This is a genomic window from Paenibacillus sp. NPDC057967 (assembly GCF_042887015.1).
Lineage (GTDB): Bacteria > Bacillota > Bacilli > Paenibacillales > Paenibacillaceae > Pristimantibacillus.
On record NZ_JBHVQB010000012.1, the window covers coordinates 1 to 15,056 of the forward strand.

The following is a 15,056-nucleotide window of genomic DNA, read 5'->3' on the forward strand; positions in this document are numbered from 1 at the left end:
CTTGCATGTATTAGGCACGCCGCCAGCGTTCGTCCTGAGCCAGGATCAAACTCTCCATAAAAGTTAGTTTGACTTGCTCAATAACGTTGTTGCTTTTCTGTCATTAATGACAGGGCATTTTCGCTCGTTGTTCAGTTTTCAAAGAACAATCTTATGTCTTTCGTTTTCTTGCGTGTCAGCCGTTTCTCTCAGCGGCGACTTTTATAATATATCACAGCTGCCTAGGTTAATGCAAGCATTTTTTTAAATCTTTTTTTCTTGCCCGCTTGCCTTTTTCCCTGGCGCGAACATTAATGTAGCATAATTAACGATAGCTCGTCAACCTCTTCTATTATATTCGCAACATTCAGAGTTGGATGAGCATTCACACCTTTTATTAGACGATAAACAGCTGAACGCCTGCCATCATGAGAACCCCCGGAACGCCAAGCACGACAGCCGTACTAATCGTAATTGGATTCAGCGGAATATGGAGTCCCTCCACTATCGCCAGTTCATTCACGATATAGAGCAATCCCGCCGCAATGACTACATGCAGTGCGAAGCCTTTCAGCCATCCCCAGGATAACTTGTTGCGCAGCAGAATCCCCACTAATAGTAAAGATGAAACAATCAGCATGGACAGCCAGACGATTTTCATTGATCTATTCCCTCCCATTTGGGCCATGGCCCTTTCATTTTTTTGGCCTTATGTATTAACATGGCGTATCTCTTCTCAGCCGTAATAATAGCATGTATCGCATAATCCACTTGCTCGTGGCCCAATGCATGCTCAAAAAAGCGTTTGGCATTTTCCCATTCCCTCAGCGTTTCCCGAATCTCTTCCTTGATGCGACGCTTCTGTAGCTGCTCTTCTTCCTGTTCGATTGTGGAATTCATGTTCCAGCCTCCTTGTGCATCCTAATCCGCTTCCTTCTTATGTGTATAAGCCTTGGGACAAGATTAGAACGGTAACATGATCACAACGGATTCCAGACAACAAAAAAACCGAACTCCCCATGCAGGGGAATTCGGTTCGAGCAAAATAATCGTATGGGATCAATTGAGTTCTCGTCTGCCCTCCAGCGCTTTGGATAACGTAACCTCATCCGCATACTCCAGATCGCCGCCAACCGGCAATCCATGCGCAATTCGAGTGACCTTAAGACCAAAGGGCTTAACAAGCCGGGACAGATACATGGCGGTTGCCTCGCCTTCGATATTCGGATTGGTGGCCAGAATAAGCTCCTGCACCTTCTCGTCGCTGAGCCTTCTCAAAAGCTCCGCTATCCGAATCTCATCCGGTCCGATTCCCTCCATTGGAGAGATAGCTCCTTGCAGCACATGATAGTAGCCGTCAAATTCCTTCATACGTTCCAGGGCAACCAGATCCTTGGATTCCTGCACCACGCAAATAACAGAACCGTCTCGAGACTTGTCTTGGCAAATTCTGCAAGGGTCCGTATCTGTAATATTGCAGCATACGGAGCAATAAAATAAATTCCGCTTTACGCTTACCAGCGCTTTGGCGAAGTCGATGACATCATCTTCTTTCATCCGCAGCACATGGAAAGCAAGCCTTGCCGCCGTCTTGGGGCCTATGCCAGGCAAGCGCGTGAATGAATCGATCAATTTCGCTATCGGTTCCGGGTAATGCAAGAGGGTACAGCTCCTTTCAGGCCTTCAGCAAAGCATTAGCCTGTCAATTAGAACAGACCCGGGATTTTCATGCCGCCCGTAAATTTACCCATATCCTGGTTTGCAAGCTCATCCGCTTTTGTAAGGGCGTCGTTGACAGCCGTCATCACAAGGTCTTGCAGCATTTCTACATCATCCGGATCTACTGCTTCCGGCTTAATCACAATGTTAAGAAGTTTCTTATGTCCATTAACGCTTACCGTAACAACGCCGCCGCCAGCTGTTCCTTCAACCGATTTGGTTTCCAGTTCCTCCTGTGCCTTCAACATTTGCTCCTGCATCTTCTTCACTTGCTTCATCATTTGATTCATATTGTTCATTACATTCACCCCATCAATTTAGTAGTTATTGATTATCCTTCACGACAACAAGCTCCTCGCCGAACAGCTTAACGGCTTCTTCGACCCATTCAGAACGCTTGCTTGCTGCGTCCGGAGCACTTTCACCTTCCGGCACAAGTTCTAGCGGCTCGCTTGCCGGGTTGCCCGCTCCATCCAGAGCGGTGTGCCAATCCTTCAGCATAACCGTCACCAGATGATAAGAGACTCCGAGCACTTCCTGAGCGATTCGCTCAATAATCTCGCGATGATTCGGCTTTTCCGTCGTTTCCCGATGAATATCATTCTTGAAGGCAAGAAGCAAATTCCCTGCGTCGACGGATACAAGCTCGCCGTCTTTCAGCCACGCATGCAAGGTAACTTTGGCATCCTTTACGCGGCCGAGCACATCGCCCCAACGCGAACGCGCTATGCCAGACTCCGGACTGCTCGCGGATGCGATATATCCATCGAGCTTTACTTTTGAACGGGCAACACCACCGCCGCTGCCGAATGATCCGCGAAGCGCACCCCTAGAGTTAGGCGCTGGATTACGGGATGCTCCTGCCCCTGCGTCTTGTCCTGCCTGCACTTGCACGCCGTTCTGAAGCACACTCTCAAGCTTCCGCTCCAAAGCCTGGACTTGCTGACGAAGCTTCGTCACCTCTGCAGATGAGACGCTATCGCTGCTGCCCGCACCACTAGATCCTTCGAAAGCTTGTTCATCCCCGATGGCGCACAGCTTCATCAAAGCCACTTCGAACAAAGTCTGCGGCTGAGAGGCATGCTTTAATTCTACTTGATAACGATTGAGTACATCAATCATGGAGAATAATCGCTGAGACGAATAAGCCTCTGCCATTGCTTGGAACCGTTCGCGATCCACCACTCGTTCTGTGACGGCCCCACCTGTCGGAGCAAGCTTCAGTACCAGCAGATCACGGAAATAGTACATTAAATTCTCCATGCACTTATCTGCAGCTTTGCCTGCTTGCATCAAGCTCTCTACTAGCGGCATCAGTGCCGCCACATTGCGCTCCTTTACAGCTTCCGCCAACTGATAGAATTGATCGGCTGCCATGCCGCCGGTCACATCGATGGCCGCATCCAATGTAATTCGCCGATCGCCGAACGCCGCCACTTGCTCAAGCAAGCTAATAGCGTCCCGCATTCCCCCCTCGGACAACCTGGAGATATAAGCCAGCGCATCATCATCGGCAACTATTCCTTCATCCTGACAAATCTGCAGCAGTCTAGCCGACTGTTCATCCAGCGATACTTGCCTAAAGTCAAACCGCTGGCATCTCGATATAATCGTCGCCGGAAGCTTATGCGGCTCCGTCGTCGCCAATATAAAGATCACATGTCCAGGCGGCTCCTCCAACGTCTTAAGCAGCGCGTTGAACGCCTCTGTGGTAAGCATATGAACCTCGTCAATAATGTACACCTTGAAGCGCACCTCTGACGGAGCGTATCTTACCTTGTCTCGTATCTCCCGAATTTCATCAATGCCGCGATTGGATGCGGCATCAATCTCGATGACATCCATAATATGTCCCGCCGTTATACCGCGGCAAGCATCACATTCATTGCAGGGCTCGACCGCCGGTCCCCGTTCACAGTTCACGGCTTTCGCAAGCACCTTGGCTGTCGTCGTCTTCCCCGTCCCCCGAGGGCCGTTGAACAAATAGGCATGCGATACGCGATTTTCTCGAATCGCATTTTGAAGCGTTTGTATAATATGCTGCTGTCCAACCATGTCCTGAAACGTCTGAGGACGCCAGGCACGATATAACGCAATATGTGACACGCGACCCTTCCCTTTCAGCTTGCCTGATCTTCTTAAAGCAGCGTTTTCAGATGCATCTATTATACTACATCACGGCATCAAGCAAAATGTTAAAAAGCTTACGCATGCAAAAAGTCCCGCAGTCTCGCGTTCACTCAAACTTGGTCGCTTGAGAAACAGCTACTGCAGGACTTTCATGACATGGGCATCCGCTGCCCTTTACTTCTATGGTTAGGACCGTGCACCTGCCCCTGATATATGTGATCCAAGCGGCATTCTTGCTGCACAGCTCGAGCCAGGCACTCCCCCGGCACATGAACTAACTTGCTTACGGCTGCTTCCTTCCGGACCTGACCGAGTTCACAAGCGTCCATTGCGGAGGACCCAGCTGTCAACACTGCTTGCAAGCGCCAAGCCTCACATCAGCATAACCTCAGACAGGAATTCAACCTCGCTACAGCGGATTGCGAGTTACAGGGCACCGCTACCTCCCCATCTAGCACGGCAAAGACAAGTATAGTACATTTGAGAGCAAAGCGCAACCTATGGAGTTTTTTGCATGCCGTAAGGCTGTGAAAAATCTCCTTAGGTGTTTTTTACCGCATTAGGCATCGATTATACCCCTATATAATCAATACCTAATCGGCGATTAAAGCTTCCGCTATACGCGGTCGTCGATCACGGTTTGGATCACATGCTATAAGGCTGCGCCTTAACTTCGCACCTTCACATGCACATCGTATCTTGGAAAGTTCGACTGCAGGATGTTCTGCGCCTCTGCCCGGATGCGATTCCGCTCAGCATCGGACAATCCGCGCTCGACACGCAGCGTCACGTTGGCGTCGTCGCCGTTAAAGCCAACCTCCGTCTTGCGGATACCCTTCACCGGCTCCAGCAATTCACCCATGAACTGAATATCCTTTTGGTACAGCGTACCGCTGCGATTCAACAGGTTCGGATTGGAGTTCGAGTAACCGAGATATCCGTCATTATGATAAGTCTGCGCTTTATCCGACGCTCCCTTGGCGCATCCGCCAAGCATAATAGCCGCACCGAACAGGCCGATCCAAAGCAGCTTCCACATCCTTCGTCCTCTTCTATATCCCTTGAAAATACGCATAAAAAAACCTCCCTTATAACCATAGGATGGCTGAGGGAGGTACTTGTATTCTGCCAAATAAAGGCTGAATGTTCGTAATAAATTAAATGCCGTATTTCTTCTTGAAACGGTCGACGCGGCCGCCGGCATCCAGGAACTTCTGCTTACCCGTGAAGAATGGGTGACATGCGGAGCAAACCTCAACACGAAGGGTCGATTTGATCGAACCTGTCTCGAACGTATTGCCGCAAGCGCAAGTTGCTGTAACGACGTGGTATGTCGGATGAATACCTTGTTTCATCTCGTTCACCTCTTTCTGCCCTGAGCCACATGCGGACCCAGAGTTAAAATGACACATAAACGAATTATAGCACGGTAGGCAGCTTGGCGCAATGCCTCACAGCCTCCATATCGCGATTGGAGCAAATTGCTATCTGGCTACAATCGGACGGCGCATCAAGACCGGCGGAACATGCGTATACGACCCGATCACGACATCAGGAAGCTCCTGACGGTAGATTTCAAGCATTTGCTTCATCCCATAGATTTCGCCTTGCGCCTTCGGAATAAGTTCCAGATAGCTCTCCGGATCGATATTCAGATTGCGCATCTGAATGAGCTTCAATCCTGTCCGTTTGGCGAAGCCAATCATCGCTTCAATCTCTTCTTCCCGATCCGTAACACCCGGGAAGATCAGATAGTTGATCGAGGTATACACACCTTGGTCCGTAGCGTACTTAAGCGAACGCTCCACGTTCTGCAGCGTATACGCACGCGGCTTATAATAAGCATTGTAATGCTCGTCAATAGCACTAATCGTGCTGACCCTCATCAGGTCAAGCCCGGCGTCCACGATTGCTCTCATGAAGTCGGTCAACCCGGCATTCGTATTAATATTGATATAGCCAAGCGAAGTTTGGGCTCTTACTCGCTTCATCGCTTCCACAATGATCTTCATTTGAGTAGACGGCTCGCCTTCGCAGCCTTGGCCGAAGCTGATGATCGACTCAGGCTCCTTCAACTGCTCCAGCATAATCTCCACCACTTCATCCACAGTCGGCTTGAAGTTCATACGCGTCTGCGGGGCAACGAAGCCGCTGTCATCCGGTTGCTCTGAAATACAGCCGAAGCAGCCGGCATTGCAGGAATAGGATACGGGTACTGCCCCCTCCCATCTGCTCAGGAACGTATTGGAGGCCGTTAGACATTCGTATCCCAGTGCACAGTGGGACAGATGCTTGTACAGCCGATTGTCTGGATACTTCTGAAGCAGCCTCTCGACTTGTACATTCAACTCTTGCCGGTCGCAATTAAGCGGGTCCCAACGTTCAGGATCATCGGATTGCTCCGCCGTTACGAAGAACTGCCCGTCCTTCCAGACGACGGCTGTATAGCCGAATAGAGGTAGCTTCTCCTTCTTGTCCGACTTGACGTATCCAGGCAGACATAGCCGAGTGAACCCTTGAGGCAGCAGGGCGCCAACGGCCTGTGCGCCGCCAGGCAGCGCCTGCATTTGACCGGATTCGGGATCAAGCCCGATCGGTCTGGTGAACGGAAGGCTGACAAGCGTCGCTCCTTCCGGCAGCGGAATAAGCTCTTCCTCCAGCAGTTCTACGATCATATCGCCGCTACGGCCAAGTCCGAAATAGTCAGGATGGTCGAACACATTGCCGTGTTCGTCCGCATATACGAGATTCATGATGTGCTCCTTTCCCCGGACCTTAAGAAGTGTGCGTCGTTCTGGCTACAGGCCTGCGGCTTGCAGATGAAGCCGAATTGCTCTTCATCGAAGGACGTTCATGCTTCGGAGGATCAGCCGATGTATCCAGCGACATAAGGAATTGCTCGTTATTCTCCGAATCCTTCAGCTTCTTGAGGAAATTATCGACAAAGTCCGGCGTATCGGTCAAGCTTCTGCGAATCGCCCATACTTTGTCCAGCACTTCCTTGTTAAGCAGCAGCTCTTCGCGGCGCGTTCCCGATCTGCGCATATCCAGCGCAGGGAAAATGCGGCGCTCGGCCAGCTTCCGGTCCAGATGAAGCTCCATGTTGCCTGTACCTTTAAACTCTTCATAAATAATATCGTCCATACGTGAGCCCGTCTCGATCAACGCCGTTGCCAGAATCGTCAAGCTGCCGCCCTCTTCTACATTACGGGCAGAGCCGAAGAAACGCTTCGGACGATGGAAAGCAGCCGGATCGATACCGCCGCTAAGCGTGCGTCCCGACGGCGGGATTACCAAGTTGTACGCTCTAGCCAGGCGGGTAATGCTGTCAAGCAGAATAACGACGTCCTTCTTATGTTCTACCAATCGAAGGGCACGCTCCAGCACCAGCTCCGCTACCTTAATATGATTCTCCGGCAGCTCGTCAAATGTAGACGATACAACCTCGCCTTTTACAGAACGCTGCATATCCGTCACTTCCTCTGGACGCTCGTCAATAAGCAGCACAAACAGCTCAATATCTGGATGATTCTCCGATATGCTGTTGGCAATTTCCTTCAGCAAGAGAGTTTTGCCCGCTTTCGGCGGTGCAACGATCAGACCCCTCTGACCAAGTCCAACAGGTGCGAGTAAGTCCATCATGCGAGTGGATAGCTTCGACTGTGAGGTTTCGAGCACTAGTTGCTTCTCGGGATATAGAGGAGTAAGGGCAGGAAAATGAAGTCGTTCAGATGCTGTATCGGGATTCTCCCCATTAACGGCATTGACTTGAAGCAAACCGAAATAACGTTCGTTTTCTTTTGGCGGCCGGCACTTGCCGGATACGAGATCGCCGTTCCTCAGATCAAATCTGCGGATCTGGGAGGCCGAGATATAAATGTCTTCTTTGCTTGGCAGATAGTTGATCGGACGCAGAAAGCCGAAGCCTTCCTGCAAAATATCAAGTACGCCTTCCATAAACATAAGTCCGCTCTTCTCGGCTTGCGCCCGGAGAATAGCGAAGATAAGCTCTTTCTTTTTGAGCTGACCATAATAGGCGATCTGATATTGTTTCGCCAGCTTGTACAGTTCCGTCAGCTTCATTCCTTCCAGATCCGCGATCTGTAGATCCGACATATTCTCACCACTTTATTCAAATTATATAGAGTATGACTGATTACTCATCTTTTCCATTGTATGGCAATTCTATTCCGCATGGGCACACGGAGTCCCTTAGGACTCCGTCTCGCGCCATACTTCCGCACCTAGTCTGGTCAAGTTCTCAACGAGGTGATCATATCCGCGATCAATGTACTCCACGTTCGTAATTTCCGTAACGCCATCTTCTACCGTCAAGGCGGCTACTACAAGCGCAGCTCCCGCTCTTAAGTCCGCAGCTTTCACCTTAGCGGCGTTCAGCTTCGTGCCCTCGATAATCGCAGAGCGGCCTTCTAGACGAATGTTGGCGCCCATACGAGTAAGCTCCGGTACATGCTTGAACCGTGTTCCATATACATAATCAGACAGAATGCTGACACCCTTGGCTTGGGTCAGCAATGTCGTCATCGGGGATTGCAGGTCCGTGGCGAACCCCGGATAGATTAATGCCTTCACATCAATCGCCGTATATTCAGGCGCTCCGACAATACGGATTGCCTCATCCATCTCTTCCACTTGCACGCCCATCTCTTCCAGCTTGGCGGTCAGTGCCTCCAAGTGCTTTGGAATAACATTATCGATAAGAACATCGCCGCGTGTTGCCGCAGCCATAATCATATAAGTGCCTGCCTGGATTCGATCGGGAATAATGGAGTGACGGCAGCCGTGAAGCCGATCGACCCCTTCGATACGGATCGTTTCGGTTCCGGCACCTTTAATTGTGGCGCCCATGGCGTTCAGGAGAGTAGCTACATCTATAATTTCAGGCTCTTTCGCCGCGTTTTCAATAATTGTGTGGCCTTTGGCCCTTGAGGCCGCCAGCATAATATTAATCGTCGCGCCTACACTTGCGACGTCCAGATAAATCTTTGCGCCCCGCAATTCCTTGGCAGCAATTCGGATTGAACCATGTTCATTCGTTACGGTCGCGCCTAGTGCTTCAAATCCTTTAATGTGCTGATCAATAGGCCGTGGCTCAAAGTTGCAGCCGCCCGGAAGTCCGATCGTTGCTTCGCCAAAACGCCCCAGCAACGCGCCCATCATATAATAGGAGGCTCTGAGCAGCTTTACCTTGCCATTAGGCATCGGCTTCGAGATCAGCTGCGAGGGATCGATTCGCATCGTATCGCCATCACGCTTCACGACAGCGCCCAGCTCTTGCAATATTTCACTATAGACCGCCACATCGCTAATAAGCGGCAAATTATCGAGTACCACTTCTGATTCTGCCAGAATCGCTGCCGGCACAAGAGCAACTGCACTGTTCTTGGCCCCGCTGATCTGGACTGTTCCGCGCAGCGGACGCCCGCCGCGGATCATGAGTTTCTCCATCAAATCAATAATCCTCCTGTTAGTTGGAAGATAACAAAGGAAAAACCGCCGAAGCTAGCGGCCGTGAAGCCGCTAGCCCTGTTCAGGCGGTTTGTCCTCCCTTGTTCCTGTTGCTTAAGCTTGATTGTTGCTTCCGAACAAACGGATTTTTTCTTGAATAACAGCCTTCATCGCTGCGCGTGCAGGCGTCAAGTATTTACGAGGATCGATTACATCAGCTTTAGCGCCCAGCACTTCGCGGATCGCGTTCGTGCAAGCTACTTGGTTCTCCGTATTCACGTTGATTTTACCAACGCCAGCTGCGATCGACAGGCGAATGGCTTCGTCTGGAACGCCCGATCCGCCGTGAAGCACCACTGGCACCGGAATAGCGCTAGCTACTTTTTGAATAATATCGTAATGGATTTTTGGCTCGCCTGAGTACATGCCATGAGCCGTACCAACAGCAATAGCCAGACAGTCTACGCCAGTCTCTTCGTAGAAGCGGATTGCTTCCTCTGGTTTAGCCAATGTAGCATCAGCTTCATCAACGCTCAGGTCATCCTCAACGCCGCCGATTGTTCCCAGCTCGCCTTCTACGGATACGCCCATAGCGCGTGCTGCTTTCACAACTTCCTTCGTCAATTGAATGTTCTCTTCCAGGCCATAGTGGGAGCCGTCGAACATAACGGACGAGAAACCTGCGCGGATACACTTCATCGCAACTTCAAAGCTGCTACCGTGGTCAAGGTGAAGCGCGATTGGCAGACCGGATTTTTTAGCAGCCGCTTCAGCCATTGCTACGGTAAATTCGATACCCATATATTTAAGAGCGCCTTCGCTGACCCCGTAAATAAATGGCGAATTCTCTTCCATTGCAGCCTCGACAGTCGCTTGCGCGAACTCCAGGTTGTTCATGTTGAATTGACCTACTGCGAATTTGTTTGCTTTTGCTTGTGGCAAAAACTCATTCATAGACACGAGTGGCATAGTTCTGTTTCCTCCTATAGTTAGCTTTCTGCTTTCTGTCTCAAGCCCGTTCCGACTTGTCATTCTGAGCTATTATATCATATTGCGGCTCCAAATAGTAAAGCTTGTTTTATAAGGCCGCAAAAGGATGCGCCTCCTATAAGCACCTGCTAATTGTCATAGTAAAAAGAGAGCGCTCTCTTCTGCTTGCGAAAAGCAAAAACGGTACCGACGCTTTTCCAGCATCGGTACCGTTCTATATCCCATTATGATCCAACCGCAAAACGGCCTGAAGAGTTGCCTCCCTGCAGCTGACGATTCACTTCCATTCGCATCTCGTCGATGTCGAACGGCTTCGTGAAGTGCATCAGCGCCCCAAGATCGGTCGCTTCCTTAATCATATCAAGCTCGCCATATGCGGTCATCATGATGACTTTAATCGAAGGGTCAATGGCCTTGATATGCTTCAGAATCTCCAGTCCGTCCATGCCAGGAATCTTCATATCCAATAAAACCAAATCCGGCGCTTCCAGCTTCACAATCTCCAGGGCGATTTTACCATTAGCCGCTTGAAACGTGTGATAGCCCTCGCTGCTGAATACTTCCAGTAGCAGCACGCGGATTCCGTTCTGATCGTCAACAATAAGTACCTTCTTCTTATCCAAGCTCCATCTACCCCCCAAGACTAAACTCCATATAAAAAATTGAATCCAACGAAAATCCTCATTTTTTATATATTCGTGAAGCTAAGGGATTTTCCTTCTAATCCATACAAAAACTTACTGGCTTTGATAGGAAATACGACATCAGCTTATAAAGCACTTATAAAGCATCATGCATTAGCGTTCGGAATAACCCAGCGATGCGCGTACAAAACCTTGGAACAACGGCTGCGGACGGTTTGGTCTGGACGTAAATTCCGGATGGAATTGAACGGCAAGGAACCAAGGATGGTCGGCAAGCTCCACCATCTCAACCAGGCGTCCGTCAGGCGACGTGCCGGAAATACGCAGACCTGCGGCCTCGATTGCTTCTCTATACTCATTATTGAATTCATACCGATGGCGGTGACGCTCGTATACAAGCTCATCGGAATATTCACGGGCAGCAATCGTCTCAGACGCGATTTTGCAAGGGTACAATCCCAGACGCATCGTTCCGCCCAGATCCTCGATGTCCTTCTGATCCGGAAGCAGATCGATAACCGGGTAAGGCGTAGCAGAGTTGATCTCCGAGCTGTTGGCATTCGCAAGACCAACAACATTACGCGCATACTCGATCACCGCAACTTGCATGCCAAGGCAGATGCCGAAGAACGGTACGCCTTGCTCACGCGCATAGCGGATCGCGCTGATCTTGCCCTCAATGCCGCGGTCGCCGAAGCCCCCTGGCACGAGAATGCCGTGAACGCCCTGCAGGCTGTCCGCCACGTTGGCGTCTGTAAGCAGCTCCGCGTCCACCCAGCGGATCTTGATCTCGGAATCAAGCGCAATGCCTGCATGCCCGAGCGACTCCACGATACTAAGGTAAGCATCATGAAGAGCTACGTATTTGCCGACAATGGCAATTTCAGTCTTCTTATGCAGCGATTTGACACGAGCAACCATGCTTTCCCATTCCTGCATATCTGGTTGATCTGTCGTCAGCTTCAGATGATTGACCACGATCTCATCAAGACCTTGCTCTCTGAGCATGAGCGGCACTTCATACAGCGTGGAAGCATCGCGACATTCCACAACAGCATTAGCGTCGATATCGCAGAACAGGCCGATCTTGCGCTTCATGTCCTCAGCGAGCGGATACTCCGTACGGCATACGATGACATTCGGCTGAATGCCGATGCTGCGCAGTTCTTTTACACTATGTTGCGTCGGCTTTGTCTTCACTTCGCCTGCCGCTTTAATGTAAGGGATAAGCGTTACGTGAATATACATCACATTGTCGCGGCCGATATCGCTCTTGATCTGGCGAATCGCCTCCAAAAATGGCAAGCTCTCGATATCGCCTACCGTACCGCCGATCTCGGTAATGACAACGTCGGAACCCGCTTCCCGGCCAGCGCGGAAGACCCGGTCCTTAATTTCATTCGTGATGTGAGGGATAACTTGCACCGTACCGCCAAGATAATCGCCGCGGCGCTCTTTCGTAATGACATTGGAGTAGATTTTGCCGGTCGTCACATTGCTGTTCTTCGATAGGTTGATGTCGATAAAGCGTTCATAGTGACCAAGATCAAGGTCGGTCTCCGCTCCGTCATCGGTTACGAATACTTCGCCATGCTGATATGGGCTCATCGTTCCCGGGTCCACGTTAATATACGGATCGAACTTTTGAATCGTAACTTTCAGACCTCTGTTCTTCAGCAATCTGCCGAGAGAAGCCGCTGTAATTCCCTTGCCCAAGGATGAGACTACGCCGCCGGTTACAAATATATATTTGGTCACTGTGATGATACCCTCCATGCTCCTATGTTAATTTCAGTTTGCCCTTACAGAGGTGGTTTAAAAAGCGATTTAATGAAGGCTTGTCTTTTTAAACCATACGCTTTCAGGTCAAAACCTTGCTTCTTCAACTGTCCCTTCAAACAAAAAAAGTGACACCCGTAGCACCGGGGGCACTTTTCTCATCTGCATATCAAATGCGTTATTTGTTAAACTAATCTTAAAGCCCATGCAATAGTTTACTCTGCCGCTACAGGGCATGTCAAGCAAAACTAGCTTCCATCTCGGACTAACGATCTTCCCCGGCTTCCTCTTCGTCGAACGAGTCCTCTTCTTCCTCTTCCTCGGCGTCCAGTTCCTCGTCTTCAACCTCTTCATCCAGGTCTTCGTCTTCGATTTCGACATCCTCGTCGACTTCCGCTTCCTCTTCCGATTCATCGAAGTCTTCGCTGTCTTCATCGTAGGCATCGTAATCCTCGTCTTCCGCAGCATAACTGTCTTCTTCGTCGGCGAACGGATCTTCATCTTCAAGATCGTCATCATCATTGATGATGCGGGTACGCTTCGCATTACCGACTGGATCCTCGGAACGCTCAACCGGATACCAGCGCTTCAGTCCCCACATGTTGCTGCCTACGCAAGCGAATCGTCCGTCGATGTTAATCTCCGTATACACCTGCGCGATGAACTGATTGATGCCTTCCTCGGAAAGACCACGTATCTTAGCAATCTCCATCATAAGATCGCGATAATAATAAGGCGTATTCGCCGCTTTCAGAACCTCGAACGCCAGGTCGACCATCGGCATCTCTTTTATGCGCTCGGGATCAAGCTTCAATGTATAGTTGCTTCCGCTCATATCGACACATCCTCTCTTGCCAAAAATTATGTACACATTCATTAGTCGCTTACACGCTAGTCACAGTATAGTAAAACCTATTTCATGCAAAAAATCAAGCAGGCTTCCATCTGGCCCCCGGCACAGCAAAAAGCGAAGGAGCGACCCTTCGCTTTGACTGTATCCATCCGACAAGCCGCGAGCGGAATTATCGGAAATGCAAGAGCATGGTGAGCTCTTCATTTATTCTATGTCTTTTGGCGAAAATTGACACGGCATTCGACCTATTTCTTGGAAAAAAGGCAAGTTGCTCATGCGGCGGAAGATGCGAATTCATAAGATGATGAAGCATCGTCCTTCGGGAGGGGAAGCCAAAATTGGATACCGCCGCATTATTACGCTGGTTACAGCAAGTGACAATGAACAGCCAATCCGCCACTACCAAAAGAATTATCCGATTCCAGAATGGCAGCGAGTACCGGCGCTTCCTTCATAAGCTGTCCGAAGCAGCTTCAACGGCCGCGAATCTGAAAGCGATCATACCTCTGCCCTTCATTCGTGCCATCTCCTGTAAGCTGCCGTTCGATGCCAGACTTCAGGAATCCTTCTCCGGACGCGTCTGGATGGAGAAAGACTGCAAAATAAGCGTGAGTCCATCGGGTCAAAAAGCGCTTGCGATTGAAAACGGCATTCCCTGGGGCATCCAGCAAATCCGGGCTCCGCAGGCTTGGGGCATTACGACCGGCCATCGGGTCAAGGTTGGTGTCATTGATACCGGCGTCGACTTCGGACATCCCGATCTCCACCATTCCCTGCTTCGAGGCATTAACCTGCTGAATCGGAGCAAGATGCCTTATGACGATAACGGACACGGCACGCATATCGCAGGCACGATAGCGGCTGCCAATCAAATGCAAGGCATGATCGGTGTAGCGCCCAGAGCGCTGATCGCACCCGTGAAAGCCTTCGATCATAACGGAAGCGCCTTTGTCTCCGACATTATCCTCGGCATCGAATGGTGCGTACGCAACGGAATGAATGTCATTAATATGAGCTTCGGTATGAAGACCCGAAGCAAGGCTTTGCTCGGCGCCGTGACGAATGCCTACAATTCTGGCGTCATCATCGTTGCTTCCTCCGGCAATGACGGGAAGCTCCGGTCGGTGGATTACCCGGCGCGCTATCCGCAAACAATCTCCGTAGGAGCGACGAACCGGCATCGGCGTATTGCGCCGTTCAGCAACCGTGGCACTTATATCGACATCTACGCGCCCGGCGACAAAATTACGTCAGCCTGGCTGAGAGGCAAATACAATGAGATGAGCGGCACTTCGATGGCCACCTCTCATGTCAGCGGCGCGATCGCCCTCCTGCTGTCGCTGCGTCCCGGACTGTCTCCCGGAGAGATCAAGTCGATTATGAAACGATCTATGCAGCCTCTCAAAAACAGCAAAGCCCGCCGAAATATCGGCGAGCTGGATGTCATACGCATGCTGCAAGCCGCGGAGCGGAAATAGCTCTGCGGCTTGTGT

General features: G+C 50.5%; 15 protein-coding genes, 1 rRNA gene and 1 other RNA gene. 1 reads left to right on the top strand and 16 read right to left on the bottom strand.

Annotated elements, in window-relative coordinates:
* The 16 genes from ACFVSO_RS25550 to rpoE all read right to left on the bottom strand — a co-directional run.
* Window positions 1-61: ribosomal RNA gene (locus ACFVSO_RS25550) — 16S ribosomal RNA — on the bottom strand; the annotation flags it as partial.
* Between the two features lie 315 nt (window positions 62-376).
* A complete protein-coding gene (locus tag ACFVSO_RS25555) occupies window positions 377-640 on the bottom strand; it encodes a pro-sigmaK processing inhibitor BofA family protein (RefSeq protein WP_387479439.1) in 264 nt (87 codons plus the stop codon).
* A complete protein-coding gene (locus tag ACFVSO_RS25560; protein ID WP_387479442.1) occupies window positions 637-879 on the bottom strand; it encodes a DUF2508 family protein in 243 nt (80 codons plus the stop codon). Before ACFVSO_RS25560 ends, ACFVSO_RS25555 begins: the two co-directional genes overlap by 4 nt.
* A 159-nt stretch (window positions 880-1,038) precedes the next feature.
* Window positions 1,039-1,638, bottom strand: coding sequence for a recombination mediator RecR (gene recR / locus ACFVSO_RS25565; RefSeq protein ID WP_387479445.1), 600 nt, complete (start codon window positions 1,636-1,638; stop codon window positions 1,039-1,041).
* Between the two features lie 47 nt (window positions 1,639-1,685).
* Window positions 1,686-1,997: a YbaB/EbfC family nucleoid-associated protein gene (locus ACFVSO_RS25570; RefSeq protein WP_387479448.1), complete on the bottom strand. Its 312-nt coding sequence runs from the start codon at window positions 1,995-1,997 to the stop codon at window positions 1,686-1,688.
* Window positions 1,998-2,022: 25 nt separating this feature from the next.
* Window positions 2,023-3,804, bottom strand: coding sequence for a DNA polymerase III subunit gamma/tau (gene dnaX, locus ACFVSO_RS25575; protein ID WP_387479451.1), 1,782 nt, complete (start codon window positions 3,802-3,804; stop codon window positions 2,023-2,025).
* A gap of 216 nt (window positions 3,805-4,020) precedes the next feature.
* Window positions 4,021-4,288, bottom strand: an RNA gene (ffs, locus tag ACFVSO_RS25580) — signal recognition particle sRNA large type.
* A 207-nt stretch (window positions 4,289-4,495) separates the two neighbouring features.
* Entirely contained in the window at window positions 4,496-4,867 is a 372-nt protein-coding gene (locus ACFVSO_RS25585; protein WP_387479454.1) for a hypothetical protein, read from the bottom strand.
* A gap of 118 nt (window positions 4,868-4,985) precedes the next feature.
* On the bottom strand, window positions 4,986-5,183 hold the full coding sequence (rpmE, locus tag ACFVSO_RS25590) for a 50S ribosomal protein L31 (RefSeq protein WP_116047876.1): 198 nt from the start codon (window positions 5,181-5,183) through the stop codon (window positions 4,986-4,988).
* A gap of 129 nt (window positions 5,184-5,312) precedes the next feature.
* Window positions 5,313-6,581, bottom strand: coding sequence for a radical SAM family protein (locus ACFVSO_RS25595; RefSeq protein ID WP_387479457.1), 1,269 nt, complete (start codon window positions 6,579-6,581; stop codon window positions 5,313-5,315).
* 22 nt (window positions 6,582-6,603) lie between these two features.
* Window positions 6,604-7,944 (bottom strand): transcription termination factor Rho, encoded by a 1,341-nt coding sequence (rho, locus tag ACFVSO_RS25600; RefSeq protein ID WP_387479460.1) that lies wholly within the window; start codon window positions 7,942-7,944, stop codon window positions 6,604-6,606.
* Window positions 7,945-8,040: 96 nt separating this feature from the next.
* A complete protein-coding gene (locus ACFVSO_RS25605; RefSeq protein ID WP_387479718.1) occupies window positions 8,041-9,297 on the bottom strand; it encodes a UDP-N-acetylglucosamine 1-carboxyvinyltransferase in 1,257 nt (418 codons plus the stop codon).
* A 114-nt stretch (window positions 9,298-9,411) separates the two neighbouring features.
* Window positions 9,412-10,266: a class II fructose-1,6-bisphosphate aldolase gene (gene fba, locus ACFVSO_RS25610; RefSeq protein ID WP_387479462.1), complete on the bottom strand. Its 855-nt coding sequence runs from the start codon at window positions 10,264-10,266 to the stop codon at window positions 9,412-9,414.
* 245 nt (window positions 10,267-10,511) lie between these two features.
* The gene (locus tag ACFVSO_RS25615; RefSeq protein WP_387479464.1) at window positions 10,512-10,910 is read right to left on the bottom strand and encodes a response regulator; all 399 of its coding nucleotides are present in this window, start codon (window positions 10,908-10,910) and stop codon (window positions 10,512-10,514) included.
* A 174-nt stretch (window positions 10,911-11,084) separates the two neighbouring features.
* Window positions 11,085-12,689 (bottom strand): CTP synthase, encoded by a 1,605-nt coding sequence (locus tag ACFVSO_RS25620; protein WP_387479466.1) that lies wholly within the window; start codon window positions 12,687-12,689, stop codon window positions 11,085-11,087.
* Between the two features lie 286 nt (window positions 12,690-12,975).
* Complete coding sequence (gene rpoE, locus ACFVSO_RS25625; protein ID WP_387479468.1) at window positions 12,976-13,545, bottom strand: DNA-directed RNA polymerase subunit delta; 570 nt, start codon at window positions 13,543-13,545, stop codon at window positions 12,976-12,978.
* A 356-nt stretch (window positions 13,546-13,901) separates the two neighbouring features.
* Here rpoE and ACFVSO_RS25630 point away from each other — a divergent pair, with 356 nt between their 5' ends.
* Complete coding sequence (locus ACFVSO_RS25630) at window positions 13,902-15,041, top strand: S8 family peptidase (protein ID WP_387479470.1); 1,140 nt, start codon at window positions 13,902-13,904, stop codon at window positions 15,039-15,041.
* Window positions 15,042-15,056: the final 15 nt, after the last annotated feature.

Excerpts from the sequence above, each read along its gene's own strand:
- rpmE (WP_116047876.1), bottom strand. The coding sequence starts at position 5,183 with ATGAAACAAGGTATTCATCCGACATACCACGTCGTTACAGCAACTTGC.
- fba (WP_387479462.1), bottom strand. The coding sequence starts at position 10,266 with ATGCCACTCGTGTCTATGAATGAGTTTTTGCCACAAGCAAAAGCAAAC.
- ACFVSO_RS25595 (WP_387479457.1), bottom strand. The coding sequence starts at position 6,581 with ATGAATCTCGTATATGCGGACGAACACGGCAATGTGTTCGACCATCCT.
- ACFVSO_RS25555 (WP_387479439.1), bottom strand. The coding sequence starts at position 640 with ATGAAAATCGTCTGGCTGTCCATGCTGATTGTTTCATCTTTACTATTA.
- ACFVSO_RS25585 (WP_387479454.1), bottom strand. The coding sequence starts at position 4,867 with ATGTGGAAGCTGCTTTGGATCGGCCTGTTCGGTGCGGCTATTATGCTT.
- ACFVSO_RS25605 (WP_387479718.1), bottom strand. The coding sequence starts at position 9,297 with ATGGAGAAACTCATGATCCGCGGCGGGCGTCCGCTGCGCGGAACAGTC.
- ACFVSO_RS25570 (WP_387479448.1), bottom strand. The coding sequence starts at position 1,997 with ATGAACAATATGAATCAAATGATGAAGCAAGTGAAGAAGATGCAGGAG.
- rpoE (WP_387479468.1), bottom strand. The coding sequence starts at position 13,545 with ATGAGCGGAAGCAACTATACATTGAAGCTTGATCCCGAGCGCATAAAA.
- rho (WP_387479460.1), bottom strand. The coding sequence starts at position 7,944 with ATGTCGGATCTACAGATCGCGGATCTGGAAGGAATGAAGCTGACGGAA.
- ACFVSO_RS25560 (WP_387479442.1), bottom strand. The coding sequence starts at position 879 with ATGAATTCCACAATCGAACAGGAAGAAGAGCAGCTACAGAAGCGTCGC.